The organism is Lysinibacillus sp. NPDC097287 (assembly GCF_044761695.1).
GTDB lineage: Bacteria > Bacillota > Bacilli > Bacillales_A > Planococcaceae > Lysinibacillus.
Window position 1 is genome coordinate 166,097 of the sequence record NZ_JBIWCX010000005.1, and the last position, 22,882, is coordinate 188,978.

Consider the following 22,882-nt stretch of genomic DNA (forward strand, 5'->3'; position numbering starts at 1 on the left):
TTCACCCCCAAGTTTCACTTCACGAACCAATGAACTCATATCTTCTAACCAAAATGATGACCAAATAGAAAATTAAGTTCCAAAAACCTTTTGAAAAAAGCCGTAGCAGCAGCTGTAGTTATCAGCTGTATTACCGTTTTTCTCGATAACGCCACTATTTCATTAGTAACTCCCATACAATCATATGCAACAAATAAGAGTGAACTAATTGTTGGCATTATTTTTGTTTTTTTACTAGACAAGTGTAAAATTCTGTTGTACAATAAATGTAATACTTCAATCGTAAACAATGAAATCACCTATTAAAAAAGTGATCGTGTTAGTACGAGCATTTTTTATAAGTGATTTTTTTACTTGTTGTAGTACTAGTTTTTTAATTTATTTTTTTGGAGGTCGTTTAAATGACACAAGGTACAGTAAAATGGTTTAACGCAGAAAAAGGTTTCGGTTTCATCGAAGTAGAAGGCGGAAATGACGTATTCGTACACTTCTCAGCTATCCAAGGTGAAGGTTTCAAATCACTTGAAGAAGGTCAAAAAGTTGAATTTGGCGTTGAAGAAGGCAACCGTGGCCCACAAGCTACTAACGTTGTTAAACTTTAATTCTTAAATTGAATTAATTTTTGAACTTTAAAAAAGAGACATCCATTTATGGGTGTCTCTTTTTATTATACTATAGATCATAAAATTCTTTATCTGCAAAGCCACTTTAAGCTTTTTCTATTCTTCTATATCGGTGTCGAAGTTGACTTATTAGATTCAAGAAACCAATAGAAAAGGAAAGCAAATAAGCTGTGCTATAATTACCAATCCTTGAACAGAAGTTGGTCGATCACCTCAATCTGTAATAGGATATAAATATGCAAAAATCATAATTAGTAACTCCATATCGGATAGCCAAAGAATCATTGTCCAATAGTGTGTCCACTTCCCTACTTGCCATCTCCTCGACAGAAAATTGAGTAGCAAGCTCAAAGCAATCAATACAATTCTCTGTATTCCTGGCATTACAAGCTCTAACTTCTTTCTATCCCAGTTCACAAACCGTCAAATATGGTAATAATTCAGCTAAAGCTCAATTGATGCAAAAAGCATAAAACTTTAAATCACACTAACGACATTCAGCTATATAGAACACTTCATGACCGTTCTCCCCTCCTAGAAATTAAGCATAAGAATGTAATCCCGAAATGACTAAATTCACGAAAACTTGATTAAAGACGATAATGCCGAATCCAATTATGGATAGCCAAGCCGTTTTCTCCCCTTCCCATCCTTTTGAAAGTCGGAAATGAAGGAATGCTGCATAATATAAAAACGTGATAAGAGCCCATACTTCTTTTGGATCCCATCCCCAAAATCTACTCCAAGCAATTTGTGCCCAAATCATCGCAAATAATAATCCACCTAAAGCAAATAACGGAAACCCAATGACAACCGCTCGGTATGATATTTCATCCATTAACGGAGCATTTACACGAGTTGTCAATGGCTTTAATAAGACGATTATTTTCTTCCTTGTTAAGAGTCGAATACTACCGTACAATATCGTACCAACGATAAATGCCCAAACAATGGAATTGAGCTTCTTGGCATCAATCGAATTAGATATCTCTAAAGCATAAATAGATTCACCGCCAGCTGTTACAGCCCCTTTATTAACAACAAGCGGTATCATTGTATAAGTTGCATTTTCTACTTCTTCTTGAGCATTTTCAAATTGAACACTTACTTCTTCTGTCGTAAGATTGAAAACAGTCGACGCACCGATGAATCCTATTGTGACAATCAAACAGTACATAACAAATTCCAAAGCACGTGTACTAATAGTTTTTTTATTTACATCTAATGTTCGAAGTAAATAAATAATCCCTGTCGCAAATGATATTGATAGGATTGCACTCGAAAAAGCCACTGTAATAACATGGATTGTCAGCCAGTTACTTTGCAGAGATGGAATAAGAGGTGTTACTTCTCTCGTAAACACGCTGCCATAGCCTATAATGATTAACGAAACAGGAATAACAAACAGACCTACAACTATTTGCTTGTACAAAAGATGAATAATTAAAAAACTACCGATTAGCATAATACCAAAAAACGTCATAAACTCGTACATATTACTCACCGGTGCATGCTCGACAGCCCTCCATCTTTGGAAGAAATAACTTAACTGCAACACAAAAGCTCCACCTGTAAGAACAAGGCCTAGTCTCTCAAACACCTTGCCTTTTGACTTCACCGCAAGTCCTAAGGGCAATATAGCGATTAACAGTAAAATAAATGCTACAAATAATGAATTACTACTGATACTTAATAACTTCTCTGTACTCAACTTGATTTCCTCCAACGTCATTTTTTAGAAGAACCAGTAAAAATAGTCTTCCATAATCAGAACGCCGAATAGTAAAATAGGTGCCATTTTTCACCATTAAATTCACTTATTTTTCAGAATTGTTACATATATGTGACATATCACTGCTAGTTCCACACATTCCACCTTCTAAAATAGTGCAACTACGCTTTTTCCTGTAAGCAATGCCAGTAATGCTGCTGGTGTTTGTAATAGAAAGCCCGCTATTAAATACCCTGCTATTTGCTTCACTGTAAGAACTTTTGCATCGTAGAGTTTTTTGACTGCCATTATACAGTAAGGAATCAAAAGTAAAACAGCTGTTATGACACCTGGCACATACTTTTGAAATATTATTGCTTGTAGGACATGTCCAATGCCATTAGCTAAAAACACCCCTGCAACAAGTAAGGAGAAAAACGGAAGTGGTTTGATCCAAAGAAATCTTCTTCCACTCGCTGCATATAAACAACCTACAGACACTATTAGCCATAGAAATATAAAAGCCACTGTGAACTCCAAAGCTGAAATAGTAAATGGCAGTTGGAACGGAAGCTGTACCTGTTCGATTGTTACTATTTCCTCTATATCATGAATTAAAAAAATAACTGGAAAGAACAAGATTAACTTTTTCACCGTTGATGACAACATATGTACACCTCTGATTCATGTCATGTTTATGTTATTGCTTTATAAGTCTTTAGAAATCCTAATTTTAGTCTATTTATTTTCATTCGGTACTTGTTCACTTGCATATTTTCTATAAAACAATTATATTTGCAACTAGATAAGTACAGTGATTTTCTTACAAGAAGCATATTTATCATGGAACAAATGTGAGTTTTTTAAGCGTTTACATATAGACCTCACATATACATAGGGGGAAAAGAAATGGCTTTTTCATTTTTCAAGAAGAAGGAACAGGCACCGATGAAGTGTCAGATTGAATTTTGCGTGTCTAATATGGCTCAAGGCTCTTCCGATGCCTATGACGAAATGTTAAACAGAACTGATGTCGAGGTAGAAGAATTCGGCTGTACGTCAAACTGTGAGCTCTGTGTCGAACAATTATTTGCTGTGGTGAACGGAGAAGTTATCACTGGCGAAGATGCACAAAGTCTTGTCGCTTCGATTGACGAAGAAATCAAAAATAATCCATTGTTTTAAGTTTTAATATAGGCTCCGTTCTTTATTTGTAACTAAGTACGGAGCCTTTTTGTCCACTCAATTGTAATCTCTGTTGAAGATTCCATTGCTCCATTTTAGGCACCTCTTAAGCTAAACTCTCTATAGCTCTTATCAATGAAAATCTTTTTCAGTTCAAATTTTTTTGTTCTTTAAATCTTCAATTAGAGGATACACATCTATTTTCCAAATATCATTTTCCTTTACTAACGCAAATGCTTTAACATATTTGCTACTTCCAATTCTATTATCCATCTGAACAATTGTTATATTTTCAGTACTGGTTTCCTGATGAATCGTAATGGAATCATAGAACCTATATATTAAATAATCGTCCATAAAATCATGAGATAAATATTGATCATACTCATTTTTGAATTGCTCCAAAGGCGGTAGTTGACCACCATCATAGATGATGGCGTATAGTTTACCAATGTTATGTTCAAATACTAAATTCATATGGATTAACACTATTTCTTCTGGCGTAAAACCAATTAAACTACTAGTCTTTTCATTCTCTAAAAACTCCTGATATTTTTCTAATTTATCACTTGGTAAATCTTCTAGATACGTAAAATCATAATCCCTATCTATTTTCGAAGCCACCGGGGTGAACTCTTCAGCTCGAACAATGAAGTCTGTAACAAGTGTATCTTCAATTGTTACTGTAACTTTCCAGAGCCCTTCTTGATTAAAGCCAAATTTCGCTTCACTTTTGTTACTCCAAATGTCCCATTCGTAAAGTTCAATCGTTTCATTTGTATCTTGATGAGTAGCGGTCATTTTAAACTTTTTACCGTCATTATTTTGGGAGGCGTCTAAAAAATACATTTTATACAAACGTCCTTGCCCTACAGGGAAATCCGGTTCATTTTCTTCCCCATTCACTCTAGTCATGCCAAACTTTCCTTCGGTTCCATAGAGAACCATTTCATCGTGTATAAATGTTGGCGACTGCGTCCAATCCGTTTCTCTTTCCTCAACACATCCAACTATTAAAAATGAACATAAAACAAATAGTAAACTGATTGCCTTCATATTAAATATTTCCCCTTTCTCCCTCGTTCACTATTCCCTTTTCAGGGGAGGCGCATATAATTTTTCTACAGTTATTGAGATACATCAAACTGCAACCAATCAGTAAAATCATCATCATCCAAGTTTAAATAGTACTTCGAAAAACGAACAAATTCATCCGTATCTAATTCTTTATATTGGTACATTTCATAATAATGTTTTAAAAAATCCTCCGCCTGTTTTTTCCTCCTTTCCCCACAAAAAGATTCCACAACATTTCAGATGATTTTCCATAAATATACCTACTTTGCTCCTCTAACTTATATTTATCTAATGACAAGTTAACCGGCAAAAGAAAGTCCTTATGGTAATCACCTTTTACATTTATCCCTTTATCCTTTTGGTGTACAATAAACAAGTTTGTCGCAAACGCTGTTATTCCTTCATCTAGCCACGCATCATGATAAGGATCGTTATTAACCAAACCATAAAACCATTGATGCGCTATTTCATGCGTGATAGTACTTGGTAAACTCAACCGGTGGTCACTCGCACCCACCGTGACAACACCAGGATACTCCATTCCTGTTTCGTCTAAAATAATGTCTAATTGCTTGTGAGGATAGGGACCAATACTACTTTGAAAATATGTTAAAGCTTCACCTGCAACATCTAACGTTTCATTGAGTAATGCAGTTCGATCATCCACACCTATTATTCTAAGATTGATATCATTTACCTGCTTTTCGACAATATTAGGTTCTTTTAACAAAGCTATATAAAATTCTTTTATATTTTCCGCAGTTAAAACACCCGATTGTTTGCTCGGTAATGTATCCTCACCCGATGAAATAATGGTTAGCCCCTCTGGTAGCTTATAGGTTATTTCATAATCACTAAATGAAGTATGATACGTTTCACCTTTTACTCTATAATCTTCTTTATTCCACTGATGATTTCTATACGTAGCTATCATCGGATACCACTGAGCTAAGATGTAATTCCCCCTACTTTTCGAAAATCTAAAACCCTTTTCAGGAAGTGTGAATTTATATTTAATATCAACAGCAATAACTTCTTTAGGTAGCTTTTCTTTTTTTAGCATGATTGATAGCGTATCCCCATCTAAACTATATTCAGCAGTTTCCTCGTCAACTTTAATGCTATCAATTTCCACAAAAGCTGATTTCTTTAACTGAGGAGACTGTGTTTCAGTAAAGATATTTGGCATAAAGTAAAAAACTAACTCCCCCCACGGATCTGTGGAGTCGTTTTGAATATATGCTTTAGAATGGATGTTAAAATTATCTTGTTCATCCATTTCTAAATCTATGGCGTACTTTGCTTTACTTCCGGCTTCAATCGCTCTTGGTAGAAAGTCTTCCTTATCTTGTAAGGTCATTTCTGGGTTAAGCATTTTTTCATTATCCCCTTTTCCCATTATCCAAATTGAAGTAATAATCATCAACACCAAACAGACAGCACCCAATTTTTTTATAAAGACTCACCACCAAGGTTTCATAGTTAGTTAGATAAAATAATCTTTCAAACGAGATTAAATCGAAAATTCACTCTCCTAGTTAAATCATTCTGATTGCACTTTATGATCAAATCATAAAAATAACGTCCTATTGAACAACTAAGGTTTCATCTTGCTCTTGCCGTTTAATGTGAATGATAGGCAAAGGATCCTGATTAAATATTTTTTCAACATCTTTTTTCTTTATGATGATTTTTCCTTTTTTATTTACACGTGCATGCGAAATGTCCAAACTATCCTCCTTACCCTCAATATTGATTTGTATATCCCCAGCTTCTTCTATATCATCAAGGTAAATTAATTGTAAGCCATCATCAGTATTGCTATGATAAACGGCCTTCCAATGCTCACTTTTCGCCACATAGTGTATTTCCTGTTTCGCTGTATTACATGCTGCAAGAACAATAAGTATTAAAAGTAATAAAGTTATTTTTTTCATTCATTTTCCTCCATTAAAAACAACAAAAAATAATAAATGTTCCTATTAAGTGAATCATATGCAAAATCCTACTACTTTTTTAAAAATAGCATTCCAATGATTAAAAGAACTAGACATATCTATATCTATAATGAATACCCCTATCTAGACGCTGGACATGAAGTTATTCCACCTGCATTATGATTTCTAGACCGGTTGGTTCGTCTCCAAAATGGTCACTAAATTCTTTAAAAGTGAGTTTTAGCCCTGAGATTTCTTCAGGTAACGGCGGTAAAACAATAAAGTTTGTACTTTCATGCCCGGTTGAACCACCACCACCATCCCTCCGACACTCGTATTGTTCGCCTAAAAACAGTTCAAAATGATTGCGAGAAGATTTGTGAACTAGTAGGAGAGGCTCATCGTTTGATGCATCCCAATCGACTAGCAGCTGGACAACACTAGCATTTTCATATTGACGTATAAAGGTTACTGTATAATTACGTTCACCGATTTCAACTGATTTTAAAACTGGTAGATGCTTTTTAAAGCCAGTTGGCTCTACCTGAGTATTAAATTGTTCCTCCATCCTCATTGTCCCAAATAACGCATTTAAATAGTTTTCATACAAATTATATTTTTTAACCCAATTAGCAATAACTTCAGCTGGTGGAAAACCAGGATGATTGTTTGACAAATCTTTTCGCTGTTTTAATAAAGCACAAATTTGTTCATCGATAGGCAAAAGCTGCTTATCGTAATACTCTGTTGGACGTTTAAAAGTTATTCGTTGCATAGGGAACCCTCCAAATTATTATTTTTTATATCATAAACTGAGTAAACCAAGCAATGTATTTTGCCCCAGGGATAAATAATACTTGTGCTAGTAATGTACCTAATAATCGTGAACCCATCATCATGATAGATACTCGTTTAAGATTTAAATAGCTTCCCCGCTGATTTATGACATCATCTGCAAGGATTGAAATCTTAGGGTCAATAAATATAATCAGAAGAATCGTAGCAAAACCATTGATGAGACCTGAAGCCATAACTGCAGTTGTCCATCTTTCAGGTACCAATAATGCAGCATATAACGCTGAAAATACACCAATTGTATAGATAGCTGTTACAAGTACATTGATGACAAATAGCTTAAGCGGAATATCTCGCCAACTAATGCCCTTCAAGTAAGAAAAACTTGGTTTATGTATATGTTTAAAGCCCCGCTTCAAATAGTCCAAACTAAAACCTTTCTTTAATACAGCTGGAATTGAGCCTCTTTCCTCTGACAAATAAATAATAGCCCTTGAGAAAATGGCAACAAAAGTCGGTAACAATAATATACCCAGTAGTGTACCTATTGAAGCCGCACTGATAATCATTCGAAATTGCATCTCTACGAACCAGAGAGTATTTTCCACAGGTGGCGTATCAATCAAACTACCCGTAAAGGGCTGTTGCATCATATTCGCTAATCTCGATACCATCACCATGACATTAAAAAGTGACAATGCGGAAGCTAGTAGTTTTACACGGGCACCAGATAATCGTACTGCATAAGCTAATGTTTCAATAGAATGAATAATTAAAATAAACAATGAAATCATGAGTAGCTTTTCTGTTATTAAATCCAAATTCTCTACCTTCTTCTCGGTGTTTTACACGTTTTTTAGTATCACCGCTTTTCTATATTTTACGAAATAAAAGATGATAGGTTCCCATTAAAATCCTTTTTTTCAACTTCTTTGGTTTATCACCAAAAGTCGAGGATAACATTTGATTAAAGTACGTATTGATTTTAGATTGCTATTTCTCTTCGTTCTGGCTGGGAAGATTAGCTTCCGAAATAAGACCATGGAGCGAAGCTTAGTAGAGAAACCGTCACGTCCTGTGACAATTTATCTGCGTGAAAGCGAAACGACAGTAGCACACGCATTTGTGACCATCATCGTGTAGCTGACGCTTCGCTTTCGCTACATAAAACATCTGTTGCACCGAAGCGGCTCATCGCATGCCTCATGGAAAGCGACCGCCAGAACGGAAATCATCTATAAGTTATGGCGATGAACCACTTCTTTTCCAAAACACCAATAAAAAGCTATTCGTGACACTTCCTATACGAATAGCTAGCTGATTGCTTATTTAATTACTTACTACAAACTCATTATCCCAGCTGGTTGAATCGGATAATTGATAGGCTACACTATTCGTATGGATATCGAGGATCATGGCAACTGTTGATTTTGCCGCATCAGAAGGACAATCTAACGTAAATACAACATACCCCTCCCCATTACCATGTTCGTCTACTGCATTTACTTCATCTATTGCAAAAGTAAGAAAACACTCCTGTATATCTGATGATAGCAGACTATCACTTCTAAACACGCCGTTTTCTTTGATATTATAACTGACAGGCTTCCAACCTTCTGACCACTTTATATGTGCTAACATATTCTTATTGCTATTCGTTAGTTTTCCTACTGAAAAGGTAAAGAGTACTTTCATAAGGACTTGTCCTAACTCATTTACCCCTTCGTATGTTGCTAGAACTTGAAGCTCTGTTTGCTTTTTCGAAGATTTGAACAAGACCATTAAAAGAACAAAAAAGATAAGAATTACAAGCGCTATTATCATTACTAATTGGTCCATTTCCTTCCCCCTAACAAATGTTAATAGTATCAGTAATATCTTATCATGTTTTTAGAATTTTCTGACTGTTTTTCGCGTTATTATTTAAAAAAATATTACATTCGGCTTAGTGCTAAGGACTATAAAATAATTTTCTCTAGAACAAAAAAGGTGGAAGCTCTTCGCCCCACCCTTTACTTGCTATGAAATTTCTCTCATTTTTTGTCCATTCAACAACTTATGTATTCTACTCTACTGTTTTTAATTCAGCAGTTAATGTAAACGGAATTTTTAAGTACTTGTAGTGGATTTTAATCGTTTGAATATCTGCAGCTTCGATTTTCAAACCATAATGCTGTGGCAGTTTACCAACAGCTTTTCGATCTATGTACTTGCTTGGAAACAATTTTATTTGTTTAATTCCGTGATACGTGATATTTGCATCATTTGCTATATCAGTTTTGAGCTGTTCCGCCTTGCTCACCATCAGTTCAGCTTTTTCAGGTTTTCCATCATTCACAACTACATTTTGTAATTGCAACTCTCTTATCCCTGTATTTTCAATTTCAATAAGTTTCACATTTGCATTTTCGTCCAAGCTTGTATAGCCATTTATAACGAGTGGTGGATTACTTTTTACATACACAATACCAACTGCTCCAACAACGAAAATACTAAATATCAATACAAATAGTATTTTTTTCATCTAATTCCTCCTTTCCGCACTTCTGAACAAGTATAGCCGGAAATTTTAGATAGTGGAATCAGTATTTTCTTAAACACCCAATTTGAATGTTAAAAGAGAGAATTTGGTTTAATAATTCTTTCATTCCTCTTGTACAAGAAATAAAACCTCTTTCGTTATTTTACATTGGTGTTTTAAAGCGACGAACAAAGTTACCTTATGTAAGGGTTATTTAAACAAAAAAACAGCCAGAAATGACTAGGTAATGCTTACCTTCAGTCACTCTGACTATGCTTTGTTTATGTTCTTCGTGCACAATTAAAGTAATGTCCTTTTCCGCTATGCTTGACCACAAGTACCGGATACCGTTAAACAGAAGCTTCTGTCAGCCATTTTTCGATGAACGGATGGATTTCATTAATTGCTTTTCGTCCAGTCACAACTGATACGTGACCAGTATTTACACGGTGTAGTGTCTTGTTTTTACTAGAAACTTTGTCATTGAGCGGCTCAATTTGTTGAGGTAGAACAATATTGTCACGCGTTGCGACAACGTTTAACAGGTTAGCTTTAATTTTAGAAAGCTCAACTTTGTGACCGCGGATATAAAGCTCATCATTAATCAACTTATTTTCTTGATAAAATTCACCAATCCACTGTCTGTATGATTCACCTGGGAACGGAATTCCATCATTAAGCCATTTTTGCATTAGCTTCCAGTTTAATACGAAATCTTCATTCTCTACTCGATCTGCAAGGCTGATGTATGGTCCGTAAACATTGGAAATTGGATTTAGCAGTTTATTGCCATAATCGATCATTTCAAATGGTACATTGCCAAGTGTATCGACTAGCTGATCTAAATTAAAGTAACGTTTATCCAACCAATTTGAATAATGTCCAGCATCTTCAAAATCAATTGGGCTTGTTAATAGAATGAGATTTCGAATCGGCAGGTGAGGATGAAGCGCAGTGAAAATAGCTGTCATTGTCCCACCCATGCAATAGCCAAGAAGAGAAATCTCTTTTGCCGCAGAAGTCTGAAGCACCTTTTTTATAGCACGCGGTATATAATCCAATATATAATCGTCTAGTTTCATATGTCGGTCTTCATAGCCAGCTGTGCCCCAATCCAACAAATAGACATCATGCCCCTGATTTGTTAAATGTTCGATTAAGCTGTTGCCTGGATAAAGATCCAATATATATGGTTTGTTAATCAGAGCATAAATCATAAGAATCGGAACTTTATTCGTTTTCTTTAATGCAGGCTGATAACGATATAATTTTGTTTTGTTTTTTGTCCAGATTACCTCTTTAGGTGTCTGGCCAACTTGAGGTTCAGGTTCCCTTGTAATAACTTCTGTCAAACGTCTGAAACGATTAAAACTTTTTTTAGAATCGCCTTGCATTTGGTTGATCCAATCTTCTAGTTCTTGCGTACCAAGATTCATCATGCAATCCCTCCTTCAGTATCGTTCATCCATAAAAAGAGCTTCTCTAGGAAGCCCTTACCAATTGTTACATATACAATCCGCCGTTTACATTGATCTCTTGACCGGTAATATAGCTCGACTTTATGAGGAATAGAACCGTATCAGCAACCTCATCAGTTTGCCCTAAACGTCGCATTGGTACTTTAGCAATGATAGATTCTTTCACATTTTCTGGCATCGCAGCAACCATCTCTGTCTCAATGAAACCTGGACAAATTGCATTTACAGTAATACCGTTTTTTGCAGTCTCAAGCGCTAATGATTTCGTAAAGCCCAGTAGTCCAGCCTTTGAAGCCGAATAGTTTGTTTGGCCGAAACCGCCAGATTGACCGATAATCGAACTGATATTGATAATTCGTCCATATTTCTGTTCGAGCATATGATTGATTACTTCAGATGTCGTCTTAAATACACTATTTAAATTAACATTAATTACTTCTTCCCACTCTTCAATCGACATCTTCCGGAATGTTTTATCTCTTGTAATTCCAGCATTATTGATGAGAATATCAATTTGGCCATAACGCTTTATGACTTCCTCAATAAAATTATGGACATTATCAGCCACCATTACATCTGCCTTAAATGCAAATGCAGTGCCACCTTCTTGTTCAATTTCGTGAACAATTTCATCCGCTTTTTCCGAACTGCTTTGATAGTTAATCGCAACAAGTGCTCCATTTCTTGCTAATACTTTAGCAATTTCTGCACCAATGCCACGTGATCCACCTGTGACAACTGCTACTTTTCCTTCAAGAGGCTTTACATAATCAGCTTGTTCTAAAACATTTGGTTGCAAATGTACCATAATTGAAATCACTCCTAATTCGTTAATGTTTAAAAGAAATGAGAATTAAGTATTATTTTTTTGTGTTTGTATCCTCTGGTGTTGATTGTGGTGTAGCCTTTGCCCCAGGCTGTGTTGTTACTGTTTTAGATGCAACGCTGGCTTCACCTGTTGGTATTTTTTTATCAAGTGCTGCTAGAGCTTCTAATATCTTGTCGAATTTCTTCTCCAAGTTACCAACAGTGCGTTTTAATTGGTTGATTTCTTTAGTCACAGTTTCACTATTTTCATAAAGTTGATCATCAATATTATCGATTTTATCTTCTAGGTTGATGACAAGTGAAGCAACATTTGCGACTTCATCTCGTGTTGGAATATTTGCTTGTTTGAAATAAGCTTCTGTTAAGTTATTGATTGTTTCATGATATTGCAAATAACTAGATTGGATTTGCCCTAACCCTTCAGAGAAAGATTCTTTTCCAAGCGTATCCTGGATAACATCGTGCCAAGCCTTTTCAGTATGTTCATACATATCCTTCCACATCGTAAAAGGTTCAAATGGTATTTTTTGAGTCAATGAGTATCACCTCCTTAATCGAACTACCGATGAAATTGTAACATAAATTTCCTGTTTGTATAATATTTACATCGATATTTTACAAAAAATTCAAAATTTGATTCTTTATGCCTCTAATAAATTGGCGTACTAACTATAAAATCACATTAAGAAACATTTTAGAATTCATCATCTAGACCAAAGTACATGTTTATGTTTCTCCATCTATACTTATGACAGTAATTATAAAACTATGATAACTCTCTTTAAAATCAGTTCTTTGGGCGTCTAAATCATTTGAACTTTACTATTTTTCTTTTATTAATCGTTTAATATAGCAATTGTATACCAAAGTATATTCAAGAAAAAAATTCATTATTTTAAAATTATTTACCTTAATTACCTAAAGTTGACAAATCGAGCACATAGGTGTAATTTACATGTATAAGTATTTTTACATTAGGTAGGTGGCTAACGATGGAGCATAAACCAGAAGAAGCAAAAAAAAGCAAAGCAACAAGTATGGGTACACCAAAAAATTTCCTTATTCCGATCATGTTGTTACATTTACGGGATTGGAATAGCCATGGCTATGAATTAATGGAAAAGATAATGCAGTTTGGGGTTGAATCGGTTGATCAGGGGAATTTTTATCGTCTGTTACGACAACTCGAAAAAGATGCATTAGTAACCTCTGAGTGGGATGTTACTTCAGGCGGACCTGCAAAGCGAATTTACTCAATTACAGAAGCCGGTGAACAATATTTGGAAATGTGGGCAGGATCACTGAGCCATTATCAGAAAATGTTGGATCAGTTTTTCAATTTGTATAATCCCTTTTTCTCCCCTTATAGATCTTCTTCTCAGACGAAGAATGATGATGATGACAAACGATAGGATGTTATGCAAACAATTGCATTCATTATAAATTTCATGAGTTTATGGAACGATGTTAAAGGAGGAATTATTTATGACAAAGGTACAAGAAAAACAATTTGCAAACCAGGTGGATATGATTTGGGATGGTTGGTTAAACAACCTTAAAACTGTGCAAAATTTCCAAGAGGATCTGCAACAAAAAGCACTTCAAGCATTTTCTTACCAAAAGGAACTGCTCGACTTTTCAGTGAAGACATTGAACACAATGGAAGAAGAGTCGAAAAAAGTTACAAAAGACTGGAACGAAAAAGTACAAAGTAATGTGGAGCAAAGTAGAATCAACCAAGGTGAGCAAGTTTCCGAGTGGTTGAACAACATTCAAGATGTCACAGAAAGAGTCCAATTACTTTCATGGAATCCGAGCCATGCAATGTTGGATTTATTCATCGAATCACAAAATCAATTAGAAGTGACTATCAAAAAAGCATTGGATAGTCAACAAAAAGAACGTACTGAAAATTTCAAAAAAATCGAAGAATTAACTGAACAAATGAAAGCAACTCATAAAGGAATTTTAAATCCGTCTAAGGCTTAAACTCCCCATGAGTTAACCCCTTTCTACAGGATGAATTTGGAGGTTTTAAGAAAGTGCCGAGCTACGAAGAAATCCATATAGGTGATAAGGCTAGTTTTACAAAAACTATTTCCGAATCAGATGTCTATCAATTTGCAGGAATCACAGGTGACTTTAACCCAGTTCATGTGAATTCTGAGTATGCAAATCAAACCATTTTTAAGGAACGTATTGTACATGGAATCCTAACAGCTGGATTCATATCAGCAGTGTTAGGAACGAAACTCCCTGGAACGGATACGATCTATTTGTCACAAAAAGTGGATTTTAAAGCGCCTGTCAAAATTGGCGATACCGTAACTGCTGAAGTCGAAGTCTTAGAGAAAAAAGACCGAAAAAAAATCATTCGTCTTCGCACAATTGTCAAAAATCAATTAGATGAGATTGTCGTTGACGGTGAAGCAGTTGTTATGAAATGAGTAAACAAAAGTAGACGATTGTACCGAGTTTGGGCGGGCACAATCGTCTACTTTTTTGTTGCAACAGGTGGGCTAAATAACCAATTTTAACCCCCACCAATAAAGTGTTAGGTTGATTTCTACTACGGGATGTTCACTTGAGACCCCCCACTCCAATCAACTATAAAATGAAGTAGCCTACGAAAGCATTGAATATAAAACAACTGATCCCTCTATAACAGGTCTTTTTTTGATAAATTAATTTGATACGTTTTTATATATATTAAGTCATTTCTTGTCCACTTTTTTATAGTCCTTACTATCTCATGCCATTCAATGAAAGCTTAAACCGCTACACACCATATTGCCATACCTGCGATAGCTAGCACTTCGATTTTTTGAGATTGATAATAATCTGTAACAATATTCAATCAAAATAATATAATAAATGTAGTTAGAAAATGACGTTTTTTCGATTTTCCCATGCGCATATCAGCCTTTCCCTTTGTCAATTGTATTTTGAATTCAGCGCCTAGTAATGCTATGATAATGTTAGTTTTTTTTACAAGGAGGAATCTAAATGAGCGCATTATATTTTAATGCTTGTTCTAGAACGCTAACTCTAAAGGTCAAAGGGATCTCTCAATTAAGTTAGCAAACTCTAGTAACGAAATGGATGATCTCTTTAGGCTATAAACATAAAAAAAGCCTATTAAATTGGAGTGAATTCACATGGAAAAACAAACAATTCAACCGTTTTTAACGGTCGCAAATTATCATTTAATCGAGCAGCAACTGAACAAAATTCTAAATGCACTGGCTACATCTAATGATAATAATATTATCCAGGCAGTTCGTGGCATAGTAGATACAGAAATTACTGCGAACATAACGATGACAACCGATGAAACACAACTTATTGAACAGCTCTTTTCAGTAACAGACCGTGCGCAAGGTGAAGCCTATTTGGTAAGCCTAAAACCATATGTAATTCCGTTCAAAACGGTCACAGCGAGTAACATCAAAAGTCTGTTCAAAAAAGAAAAGAAATTTAAGCTACCTGCTCTTGAAGAATTAGATTTCCAGCATATTTGTTTTTTGGCTTGGGATGATTTAGGGACACACCGCAAATATGTGATCATTGAACAGGACGACAAGCTTAAAGGCATTAAAGGCACTATTAATAACGGCACGGTTAAGGGTATTTGTGCAATTTGTAATCGCCATGCTGATGTTGCCCTATTTACAACATCTGTAAAAGGCAAAATCGTTGGTACATTCACCAGCCATAGTAATTATATTTGCGCGGATAGTCAGCAATGTAATCAGCATGTAACTGATATACACAAGACAATAGAGTTTTTTGACCGTATTACACAAAAATAAACGGAAAGCCTTCTCTCATCTTTTTGAGAGAAGGCTCGGCGCTCGCCCACGAAAAGCGAAGTGGCGGGGCTTGCCGGTTTACAATAATTCAGTGTTATGCAAACAACATAGTGTTTGTCTACAGTCTGAAGTCTTCTCTCATCTTTTGCAGAGAAGGCTTTTATGTAGTTATTTTCCCGTCATAGATTTCAACTTAAAATATATCATTAAAAACATTGCTGCCATACCTAGCCAAGTAACACCACTAATTTTTCATGTTGTATGTCAAAAGGGATAACTAATCAGGCCCAAAGCAACCCTATACCAGTTAAAAAACGATATTTATTCTATTTAACATCATATTTTTCACAGCAGCTATCTCCCCCGTTATGGTTCCGAAATTCCATTGGCTAATGCTAAGAGATAAATAATAATTGTAAGGAGAATAACAAATAACCCATTTGATAGAACACTAAACAGCACTATACTTCCTCTTTTAGTCCTAATCCCCAAAATCATTGATACTATAAATCCAATATCAATTAATACGAGCAGTATGATATGCATCCATAAACCAACATTATTAAAAATTCCTCTCACGGAAAATAACAATATCGTTAGGATCACCAAAGTAGTTGTCATAATGATTGGTGTCGTCACTTTTTTATTAGCCGACAAATCATTACTCCCTTTCTAAATGTAATCTAATGTCTCTCCAATCGAATATAAAATCTCGTTTTTCTCCTTTACAAATCACTAAAATCTTCTTATTTTACCTCCTCCATTAATAATTATATGGACGCCAGATACTGTACCTTTCTCAATGTGATTTTCAAGTTGTGACACATCAATTAGTGTCTCAACTCTCACCCACTTTTTCTGTTTGCCCTTTAACTTAACTTCGTAGGGCAAGCCGGCATTCATTAATGATACACTCCGTACATCATCCTCATACCAGTATGTTTCATAGAATTCTAGGTTGAGTGTTACTTCTTCTGTGCTCAAATTTTGAAGTGGTAAACGGCATGTTCCTTTAAGTGTGTAATCATCCTCCAGCTTAAACCTACAATCACTTTTATCTATATCATAAGAAACTGCATTAATACCAGTTGCTAATGTATTTTGATAGGCATTCACGATAAGAGATGGTACAAAGACAAAGCTGACAATTAAAGCTAAACTCCAAAATATCTGATGCTTTTTGACTCCATATATTAAAAAATATAGGCATATGCTTAAAAGTAAAATCGTTAGTAAACCTTCAATTTGATAGCCATCTTTTGTTTTGATTAAAACATTTAGTACTGATACACCTCGTTCAATGTTTAAAGCGTCAGGAAAGGGCATTGTTAGCCACATACAAATTAGCCAAAGAACAATGGCAACACCAAAACAATACCAATTTTTAATCATTCGTCATAGCTCCTCGTTTTTCACATTTATGATCACAGTGCGCTTAACGGTACTCATTAAAACGTATTAGTTGCGGTTTTCAGATATGCATATCAACGCAGATGAAAACAGTTCTATACTCAACAATAATTCAAAGGAGAAAAAAGTTTCGCCAATTCTATGTATATGTTTAACAATTATTTTAATAGATTTTAATCAGATAAATAAACCCCATTAAGGTTGATTCAACTCTTGAATAACTTGTTTCGCCTCATCAATCGTACCTACAGCGAAAATCTGTAGTTTCAATTGCAATGATTGATTTTCAGCCTCTGCTTCTTCGAAATTTTCCCGTGGCACAATTAAATAATGTAAACTGCTTTGTGTTGCAATTTGCACTTTCTCCTTTACTCCCTCAATTCCACGTACATCACCATTTCCTTCTAGTGTACCTGTCACACCGATTGATATCGTATTTTGCATTTCGTTTCTAGCAAACAGTTCACTTAGCCCAAGAACAAGGCCCACACTATCACCGTCAATATCATCCCGTTCAAAAAAGGATTGCACATGCAGCTCCTCTTCCCCAAAATATTCTTTCGCTTTACGATACATAGTTTCAAATGCAGTTTCATGCAAGCCAAATGCATCTTGGAGTGCAATGTTTTTGCTGCGATAGCGATCTTTATTGTCTATAGGATAAATATTTACCACAGAGTTACTTTCTTGTACAAAAATGTTTCTCACATGACCTTCATTCTCTAAAAGTGGGACACCCACCGTATTCTCAATCATCATATACAAATTAGAGCCTTCAACAATTTCTTTTGGCTTATTATAAGTTTTCACGTTAAATGTATGAGTACTAAAATTTACTACTGGTTGTTCATACCCTATAATAAACCAAAGTACGCCCACGGCAAGTAAGCTTTTACGCGACACTCGTTTTCGATAACCCTGTACTGACAACCAAATGGAAACGGCTATGAGCTCTAAAAATAATGTGCCAATAAAAAGATGTCCGCTGATTATATCTTGCAGATAGCATATAAGAAGTAAGATGTAACTAAAGATAACCAAACACACTGGCCAATACGATTTTACTTTTGACATATTGTTACCCCCTCCCTTCTTACAATATTATACCTTTGAATAAGTTTAAAGTTTCGGAACATTCATTTTCAAAGGAGTAGCTTGATGTTTGTTATCGTAACTTCTTCTATCGGTCACTTTCGAAGTTCTATCCGTCACTTTCCCATTTCTATCCGTCTACCCCTTTCCTACGCCACAAAAAAATCCATTCACCGTGTCTAGTGAATGGATTTTATGATTATGACAACCATTTTGGCGGAGTGTTTTTCTCCCAATAAATATCGCCAAGGTTGTAGTGCGTCATGAAGTTGTCTTCAGCGCTGTGGTAGTGGAAATTGTAATAATAGCCTTCCTGCGGGCGTTTTTCTGTGCGCACATGGAAGCGAATTAGATCATCACCAGTTTCGCTGTTAGTAATGTTAAAGATTTTTTCACCGTAGTTACCACTTGGCTTTTCTGTGATTGTTAATGATGCAAGTGAGTCGTTGTCTAATCCAGCTACTGTCATAGCAATAGCCTCTTCCATTTTCGGAAAGATGATTGTGTCAAACTCATTGCTAATTTTTGGACCTATTTTCGTACCGAACTTTATGTAGGATTGCTCTTTGGCTGCATCAACAAGTAAGGAACTATAGTCAATTACTTCTTGCTGTATTTCGGTTTCTTCAATTACCTCTGGTTCTGCAGCACTTGCTGTGTTTGCACTAAAAGGACCAATGCTAGAACGATTCGATTGATTTTGGTCGAATGCGTCCCATATTTCATGTGTTGGGGTTATTAATCCAAATGTTAAAAACGCAACCGTAATGACTATACTTTTTTGAATCCATTTTTTCATGAATGATCACCTTCTCTTTTATGTACAAATTAGTAATACTTCTATTAATATATACGTGCAAACCAATTAAAAGGTTTCAAATTTCTATAATTCATTGTACAATATTTATGTATAAATGTGGTGTTTTTTTTAAAAGGAGGAACAAGGCATGTCAACAGCATTTGGTATTGGTTTTTTATTAATGTTAGGTTATTTATCATCTTTATGTTTCACGGACTAATTCTATTATTCAAAAGACCCGCGATTTCACAATGAATCGCGGGCTTTTACTTTTCTATTATTTCCAATCTCTAAGTTGGTAATCCCAATTTCCAAAGAATTCATCCTCTGTCAAAATCACTTGGTAAATTGGTAGCAATGCTTTCTGTAAGCGCTTAATAACTTCTTCAAAAGTTACTGACTTATCGCCTATAAAAGTATTCCATTGTTTATTTCTTTGCGGATCTAAATAGAATTGTTTCGAAAGTACTGGTTGATCCTTTTCTATACGTGTTCTACGTAGATCAAAAACTTCCAACACGGCTTCCTGTAATACTCTTCCTTCAATATTTCGAGTCTCTAATAGCAAATATATTTCGTGAAAATCTTTAATTCTATTTTCTATGTCTTCTAGACTAATAATCTCTTCGAACTTTTCTGCAATAATAGCCTCTACCGAGCTCGCTAATACCTTTGGTGTTTCCATTTCAAGTAGATTTGGCACTATTACTGTTTTAGGTGCTAAGATATGATTATCTCTATAGCTAACTATAATTTCTATGTATTTTTTTATTTGATCTAATATGACGGGAACAACTATACTAACCTGTTCTTGTTCAGCAGAAATCTTTAATTCATCAACTTTAAAGTTAACGCCATCTTCTGGTACTTCTATAGCACAAATTTCTTCAAAAACATGTTGTAACTTATTGATGTCACTTGTGATTTGCTTTGCTGATAAAGTAATAACTGTAGACGGTTTTACTAATCCATTTGTCAATGAGGATAATAAATGGTCTCCTTTTAGTAAAAATCTTTCTTGATAAGATGAGATAGATAATCGGTAAAGCCATCTTTCTTGAAAATAATACTGTGCGAGCACATCTAAACCTTCACCATTTTTTGTTGCTACATTCTTAAGTTGCTCCGATACACTAATTGGAATAGCATTTACGTTTTTCATCGTAATTCCCACACTCCTATATACAAAATTCAGGCTCTGTCTAGCACGATTCCATATCTTTTATGAATGGAAAGCCTAGCATGTCATTAAGTTTGAAAACCCAAACTCTAAGCAAAGCATTGCATAAAAAAACAATTCCTTAATTAAATTGAATTTATTGGGTTATTAACTTACTTCACCCATTATTACTTAATTTACTCATGGTGTAAACGGTAATTCTATCCAATTATATTGAAATAGTAAATGTGAGATTTTTGCTATAAAATTAGACAAGGGGTGACCTCGCTTTAGCGAAGCCACCCCTTTAGTATTTAATAGGTAACATTTTTGTAATTTATAAAGTCTCAACCCAATCATCTGGGGAATAAAATCTTGAAACACTATTGTTTCATCACCGCGGTAAAATTCCACTGTGTGCCTTCTAACTTAAGCAACGCAAACCCAACCTTCTTTTGCGTCCTTGCAGCCCCAAAGCATGCGCCAGTGTGAATAAGTATCCTAAAAAACAAAAAGCAGAATGCCAGATTACAGAAATCAGCTACCTAAAATAGCACCTAAAAAATATACCATAGTTCTGGTTAAAAGTAAAATAATTGATTTATAGGCATGTTGATTAATCATTTTTCACCTTTACTATAAAAGCGAGAAGTTGATTTCCGCTACGGGATGCTCGCTTTCCGCGGGCAAGCACCGAGCCGCTTCCTCCGCTACGCTCCGTCCAGGGTCTCGGTAAGCTTGTATTTCCCGCAGGAGTCGATCACCCTCCGCTTCAATCAACTAGCATTCTTTTATTGTTATGCACTTTTACCAAATTTCATCCCCACTTTTGGGTGATGAACCTTCAAAGATTACTTTATTGTTTTTCTTGTAGGTATTGCGTAGCCGATTAATGTACCAATGATTGCTGGTAGTACCCAACCTAAACCAATGTCATACAAAGGTAGTATATTCGAGTAAAACTTCTCAACTGCCTCAAACAGACCGAACTCTGCTGCTGGCACACTATCCACTAGCGCTTTGTAACCATCGATAATACTAATGAAGAACGTAAAGAACATCGCTGTCGCATACACACTTTGCTTATTTTTAAACAATGATGAGCTTAACGCTAGTAAAATTAAGACAATCGCAAGTGGATAAAGGAACATTAATACTGGAATCGCAAATTTAATAATATTAGTTAATCCAAAGTTTGCGATTGTAAAAGAAACAAGACAAAGAATAAAGACAAACCGTTTATAACTTACTTTCGGGAAAACTTCATGGAAAAACTCACTACAAGATGTGATTAAACCAATACTCGTTTTTAAACAAGCAAGTACAATAATAATAGCTAGTAGAATTCCACCGAATGACCCGAAGTAATGTTTGGCAACCGCCGCAAAAATTAATCCGCCATTATCATACGTGCCAATTGCTTCAATACTTGATGCACCCATATACGTAATTAACCCGTAAATAAGCATCATTAACGCCATTGCAAAAATACCCGATTTCCAAGTAGCTTTTGCAATTTCCTTGCGGTCTGTTATGCCAGACCTCTTAATTGCATTAATAACAACTATCCCAAATGCTAATGAGGCCAGGGCATCCATCGTGTTGTACCCCTCTTTAAATCCGGTCATGAACGAAGTATCCACATATGCGCCCATAGGTTTTTGGAAATCTCCCATAGGAGAAAAAATACTAATGATAATTAAAACAAATAAAAATATTAAAAATGCTGGTGTTAAATATTTACCGATATAATCCATAATTTTCGCTGGGTTTAATGAGAAATAATAAACGATTGCGAAGAAAACAAAGCTAAATAGTGCTAGAAACATCGTTAGATTTTCTTGTTGAATATATGGTTCAAAGCCTACAGTAAAAGGCACTGTAGCCGTACGCGGAATCGCAAAAAACGGACCAATTGTTAAATAAAGTGCTAACGAGAAGACAACGCCATATACTGGGTGAACGCGGCTCGCTAAATCGCGCAGACCATTACTACCAGATAGGCCAATTGCTAAAATTCCAAGAAATGGCAAACCGATAGCTGTTATTAAAAAGCCAAGCAACGCAAACCAAAAGTTTGTCCCTGCCAATTGTCCAAGTTGAATTGGGAAGATTAAATTCCCAGCGCCAAAAAACAGACCAAATAGCATCGTGCCAATGACTGCATAAGTAGAAAAAGGTATTTTATTTTGCATAATTGATGCTCCTTCATGATGTTTAGACTATAGCAAATAGTTTGAATATAATAATATTTTTATTGTAATGCAATATATAGTATCAAGCATAGCCTTTAAAAACAATAGTTTTTCATAATTTCCATTTATTTCGATATAATGTTGTCGAATTGCATCACATTAAATTACCTCAACTCTATCTATATATGAAAAGCGGTTACATAAAGAAAAGCTGTCCAAGGAGTAAAAATCCCTTGTCGGACAGCTTCTTTATTTCAAAA

Annotated in this window: 23 protein-coding genes; 6 read left to right on the forward strand and 17 right to left on the reverse strand. The window is 35.2% G+C overall.

Features of this window, described 5'->3' with window-relative positions:
• The first annotated feature begins 401 nt into the window (after nucleotides 1-401).
• A complete protein-coding gene (locus ACIQ2D_RS09785) occupies nucleotides 402-602 on the forward strand; it encodes a cold-shock protein (RefSeq protein WP_053583238.1) in 201 nt (66 codons plus the stop codon).
• A 562-nt stretch (nucleotides 603-1,164) separates the two neighbouring features.
• On the opposite strand, the gene ccsB is transcribed toward ACIQ2D_RS09785, so the two are convergent.
• Nucleotides 1,165-2,355 (reverse strand): c-type cytochrome biogenesis protein CcsB, encoded by a 1,191-nt coding sequence (gene ccsB, locus ACIQ2D_RS09790; protein ID WP_402863081.1) that lies wholly within the window; start codon nucleotides 2,353-2,355, stop codon nucleotides 1,165-1,167.
• Nucleotides 2,356-2,502: 147 nt separating this feature from the next.
• Nucleotides 2,503-3,003 carry an HXXEE domain-containing protein gene (locus ACIQ2D_RS09795; protein ID WP_402863084.1) on the reverse strand — a complete coding sequence of 167 codons (501 nt, stop codon included), beginning with the start codon at nucleotides 3,001-3,003 and terminating at the stop codon, nucleotides 2,503-2,505.
• A gap of 240 nt (nucleotides 3,004-3,243) precedes the next feature.
• Between ACIQ2D_RS09795 and ACIQ2D_RS09800 the strand changes: the two genes are divergently transcribed.
• Nucleotides 3,244-3,519: a DUF1450 domain-containing protein gene (locus tag ACIQ2D_RS09800; protein ID WP_402863087.1), complete on the forward strand. Its 276-nt coding sequence runs from the start codon at nucleotides 3,244-3,246 to the stop codon at nucleotides 3,517-3,519.
• Between the two features lie 153 nt (nucleotides 3,520-3,672).
• Here ACIQ2D_RS09800 and ACIQ2D_RS09805 read toward each other — a convergent pair whose 3' ends face one another.
• The 10 genes from ACIQ2D_RS09805 to ACIQ2D_RS09850 form a co-directional block, all read right to left on the reverse strand.
• Entirely contained in the window at nucleotides 3,673-4,575 is a 903-nt protein-coding gene (locus ACIQ2D_RS09805; RefSeq protein ID WP_402863090.1) for a hypothetical protein, read from the reverse strand.
• Between the two features lie 199 nt (nucleotides 4,576-4,774).
• Nucleotides 4,775-6,019, reverse strand: a complete 1,245-nt coding sequence (locus ACIQ2D_RS09810) for a M1 family metallopeptidase (protein WP_402863318.1) — start codon at nucleotides 6,017-6,019, stop codon at nucleotides 4,775-4,777.
• A 163-nt stretch (nucleotides 6,020-6,182) separates the two neighbouring features.
• Complete coding sequence (locus tag ACIQ2D_RS09815; RefSeq protein ID WP_402863093.1) at nucleotides 6,183-6,533, reverse strand: lipoprotein; 351 nt, start codon at nucleotides 6,531-6,533, stop codon at nucleotides 6,183-6,185.
• Between the two features lie 163 nt (nucleotides 6,534-6,696).
• Nucleotides 6,697-7,308 carry a hypothetical protein gene (locus tag ACIQ2D_RS09820; RefSeq protein ID WP_402863096.1) on the reverse strand — a complete coding sequence of 204 codons (612 nt, stop codon included), beginning with the start codon at nucleotides 7,306-7,308 and terminating at the stop codon, nucleotides 6,697-6,699.
• Between the two features lie 25 nt (nucleotides 7,309-7,333).
• Entirely contained in the window at nucleotides 7,334-8,122 is a 789-nt protein-coding gene (locus ACIQ2D_RS09825) for a lipid II flippase Amj family protein (protein WP_402863321.1), read from the reverse strand.
• Nucleotides 8,123-8,657: 535 nt separating this feature from the next.
• On the reverse strand, nucleotides 8,658-9,167 hold the full coding sequence (locus ACIQ2D_RS09830; protein WP_402863099.1) for a hypothetical protein: 510 nt from the start codon (nucleotides 9,165-9,167) through the stop codon (nucleotides 8,658-8,660).
• A 226-nt stretch (nucleotides 9,168-9,393) separates the two neighbouring features.
• The gene (locus ACIQ2D_RS09835; protein WP_402863102.1) at nucleotides 9,394-9,852 is read right to left on the reverse strand and encodes a hypothetical protein; all 459 of its coding nucleotides are present in this window, start codon (nucleotides 9,850-9,852) and stop codon (nucleotides 9,394-9,396) included.
• A gap of 347 nt (nucleotides 9,853-10,199) precedes the next feature.
• Nucleotides 10,200-11,288, reverse strand: coding sequence for a class III poly(R)-hydroxyalkanoic acid synthase subunit PhaC (gene phaC, locus ACIQ2D_RS09840; protein ID WP_402863105.1), 1,089 nt, complete (start codon nucleotides 11,286-11,288; stop codon nucleotides 10,200-10,202).
• Nucleotides 11,289-11,352: 64 nt separating this feature from the next.
• On the reverse strand, nucleotides 11,353-12,135 hold the full coding sequence (fabG, locus tag ACIQ2D_RS09845; RefSeq protein WP_402863108.1) for a 3-oxoacyl-[acyl-carrier-protein] reductase: 783 nt from the start codon (nucleotides 12,133-12,135) through the stop codon (nucleotides 11,353-11,355).
• A 52-nt stretch (nucleotides 12,136-12,187) separates the two neighbouring features.
• A complete protein-coding gene (locus ACIQ2D_RS09850; protein ID WP_402863111.1) occupies nucleotides 12,188-12,691 on the reverse strand; it encodes a polyhydroxyalkanoate biosynthesis repressor PhaR in 504 nt (167 codons plus the stop codon).
• A gap of 456 nt (nucleotides 12,692-13,147) precedes the next feature.
• Here ACIQ2D_RS09850 and phaQ point away from each other — a divergent pair, with 456 nt between their 5' ends.
• The 4 genes from phaQ (at nucleotide 13,148) to ACIQ2D_RS09870 (ending at nucleotide 15,967) form a co-directional block, all read left to right on the forward strand.
• Nucleotides 13,148-13,567, forward strand: coding sequence for a poly-beta-hydroxybutyrate-responsive repressor (gene phaQ, locus ACIQ2D_RS09855; protein WP_402863113.1), 420 nt, complete (start codon nucleotides 13,148-13,150; stop codon nucleotides 13,565-13,567).
• A gap of 73 nt (nucleotides 13,568-13,640) precedes the next feature.
• On the forward strand, nucleotides 13,641-14,144 hold the full coding sequence (locus ACIQ2D_RS09860; protein WP_402863116.1) for a hypothetical protein: 504 nt from the start codon (nucleotides 13,641-13,643) through the stop codon (nucleotides 14,142-14,144).
• A 53-nt stretch (nucleotides 14,145-14,197) separates the two neighbouring features.
• On the forward strand, nucleotides 14,198-14,602 hold the full coding sequence (locus tag ACIQ2D_RS09865) for a MaoC family dehydratase (protein WP_402863119.1): 405 nt from the start codon (nucleotides 14,198-14,200) through the stop codon (nucleotides 14,600-14,602).
• A 711-nt stretch (nucleotides 14,603-15,313) separates the two neighbouring features.
• Nucleotides 15,314-15,967, forward strand: coding sequence for a FusB/FusC family EF-G-binding protein (locus tag ACIQ2D_RS09870; protein ID WP_402863122.1), 654 nt, complete (start codon nucleotides 15,314-15,316; stop codon nucleotides 15,965-15,967).
• A gap of 735 nt (nucleotides 15,968-16,702) precedes the next feature.
• On the opposite strand, the gene ACIQ2D_RS09875 is transcribed toward ACIQ2D_RS09870, so the two are convergent.
• The 5 genes from ACIQ2D_RS09875 to brnQ form a co-directional block, all read right to left on the reverse strand.
• Nucleotides 16,703-17,359 (reverse strand): hypothetical protein, encoded by a 657-nt coding sequence (locus ACIQ2D_RS09875; protein WP_402863125.1) that lies wholly within the window; start codon nucleotides 17,357-17,359, stop codon nucleotides 16,703-16,705.
• Nucleotides 17,360-17,572: 213 nt separating this feature from the next.
• Entirely contained in the window at nucleotides 17,573-18,451 is an 879-nt protein-coding gene (locus ACIQ2D_RS09880) for a S16 family serine protease (protein ID WP_402863128.1), read from the reverse strand.
• A gap of 217 nt (nucleotides 18,452-18,668) precedes the next feature.
• The gene (locus ACIQ2D_RS09885; protein ID WP_402863131.1) at nucleotides 18,669-19,268 is read right to left on the reverse strand and encodes a YpjP family protein; all 600 of its coding nucleotides are present in this window, start codon (nucleotides 19,266-19,268) and stop codon (nucleotides 18,669-18,671) included.
• A gap of 277 nt (nucleotides 19,269-19,545) precedes the next feature.
• On the reverse strand, nucleotides 19,546-20,430 hold the full coding sequence (locus ACIQ2D_RS09890; protein WP_402863134.1) for a nucleotidyl transferase AbiEii/AbiGii toxin family protein: 885 nt from the start codon (nucleotides 20,428-20,430) through the stop codon (nucleotides 19,546-19,548).
• Between the two features lie 848 nt (nucleotides 20,431-21,278).
• Nucleotides 21,279-22,622: a branched-chain amino acid transport system II carrier protein gene (gene brnQ / locus ACIQ2D_RS09895; RefSeq protein WP_402863137.1), complete on the reverse strand. Its 1,344-nt coding sequence runs from the start codon at nucleotides 22,620-22,622 to the stop codon at nucleotides 21,279-21,281.
• Between the last annotated feature and the right edge of the window lie 260 nt (nucleotides 22,623-22,882).

What these genes read in the sequence shown, in the direction of transcription:
- ACIQ2D_RS09875 (WP_402863125.1), bottom strand. Translation starts at nt 17,359, where the DNA reads ATGATTAAAAATTGGTATTGTTTTGGTGTTGCCATTGTTCTTTGGCTA.
- ACIQ2D_RS09805 (WP_402863090.1), bottom strand. Translation starts at nt 4,575, where the DNA reads ATGAAGGCAATCAGTTTACTATTTGTTTTATGTTCATTTTTAATAGTT.
- ACIQ2D_RS09830 (WP_402863099.1), bottom strand. Translation starts at nt 9,167, where the DNA reads ATGGACCAATTAGTAATGATAATAGCGCTTGTAATTCTTATCTTTTTT.
- phaQ (WP_402863113.1), top strand. Translation starts at nt 13,148, where the DNA reads ATGGAGCATAAACCAGAAGAAGCAAAAAAAAGCAAAGCAACAAGTATG.
- ACIQ2D_RS09785 (WP_053583238.1), top strand. Translation starts at nt 402, where the DNA reads ATGACACAAGGTACAGTAAAATGGTTTAACGCAGAAAAAGGTTTCGGT.
- ACIQ2D_RS09835 (WP_402863102.1), bottom strand. Translation starts at nt 9,852, where the DNA reads ATGAAAAAAATACTATTTGTATTGATATTTAGTATTTTCGTTGTTGGA.
- fabG (WP_402863108.1), bottom strand. Translation starts at nt 12,135, where the DNA reads ATGGTACATTTGCAACCAAATGTTTTAGAACAAGCTGATTATGTAAAG.
- ACIQ2D_RS09860 (WP_402863116.1), top strand. Translation starts at nt 13,641, where the DNA reads ATGACAAAGGTACAAGAAAAACAATTTGCAAACCAGGTGGATATGATT.
- ACIQ2D_RS09815 (WP_402863093.1), bottom strand. Translation starts at nt 6,533, where the DNA reads ATGAAAAAAATAACTTTATTACTTTTAATACTTATTGTTCTTGCAGCA.
- brnQ (WP_402863137.1), bottom strand. Translation starts at nt 22,622, where the DNA reads ATGCAAAATAAAATACCTTTTTCTACTTATGCAGTCATTGGCACGATG.
- ACIQ2D_RS09890 (WP_402863134.1), bottom strand. Translation starts at nt 20,430, where the DNA reads ATGAAAAACGTAAATGCTATTCCAATTAGTGTATCGGAGCAACTTAAG.
- ACIQ2D_RS09810 (WP_402863318.1), bottom strand. Translation starts at nt 6,019, where the DNA reads ATGATTATTACTTCAATTTGGATAATGGGAAAAGGGGATAATGAAAAA.
- ACIQ2D_RS09870 (WP_402863122.1), top strand. Translation starts at nt 15,314, where the DNA reads ATGGAAAAACAAACAATTCAACCGTTTTTAACGGTCGCAAATTATCAT.
- ACIQ2D_RS09820 (WP_402863096.1), bottom strand. Translation starts at nt 7,308, where the DNA reads ATGCAACGAATAACTTTTAAACGTCCAACAGAGTATTACGATAAGCAG.
- ACIQ2D_RS09795 (WP_402863084.1), bottom strand. Translation starts at nt 3,003, where the DNA reads ATGTTGTCATCAACGGTGAAAAAGTTAATCTTGTTCTTTCCAGTTATT.
- ACIQ2D_RS09885 (WP_402863131.1), bottom strand. Translation starts at nt 19,268, where the DNA reads ATGAAAAAATGGATTCAAAAAAGTATAGTCATTACGGTTGCGTTTTTA.
- ACIQ2D_RS09880 (WP_402863128.1), bottom strand. Translation starts at nt 18,451, where the DNA reads ATGTCAAAAGTAAAATCGTATTGGCCAGTGTGTTTGGTTATCTTTAGT.
- phaC (WP_402863105.1), bottom strand. Translation starts at nt 11,288, where the DNA reads ATGATGAATCTTGGTACGCAAGAACTAGAAGATTGGATCAACCAAATG.
- ACIQ2D_RS09825 (WP_402863321.1), bottom strand. Translation starts at nt 8,122, where the DNA reads ATGATTTCATTGTTTATTTTAATTATTCATTCTATTGAAACATTAGCT.
- ACIQ2D_RS09800 (WP_402863087.1), top strand. Translation starts at nt 3,244, where the DNA reads ATGGCTTTTTCATTTTTCAAGAAGAAGGAACAGGCACCGATGAAGTGT.
- ccsB (WP_402863081.1), bottom strand. Translation starts at nt 2,355, where the DNA reads ATGACGTTGGAGGAAATCAAGTTGAGTACAGAGAAGTTATTAAGTATC.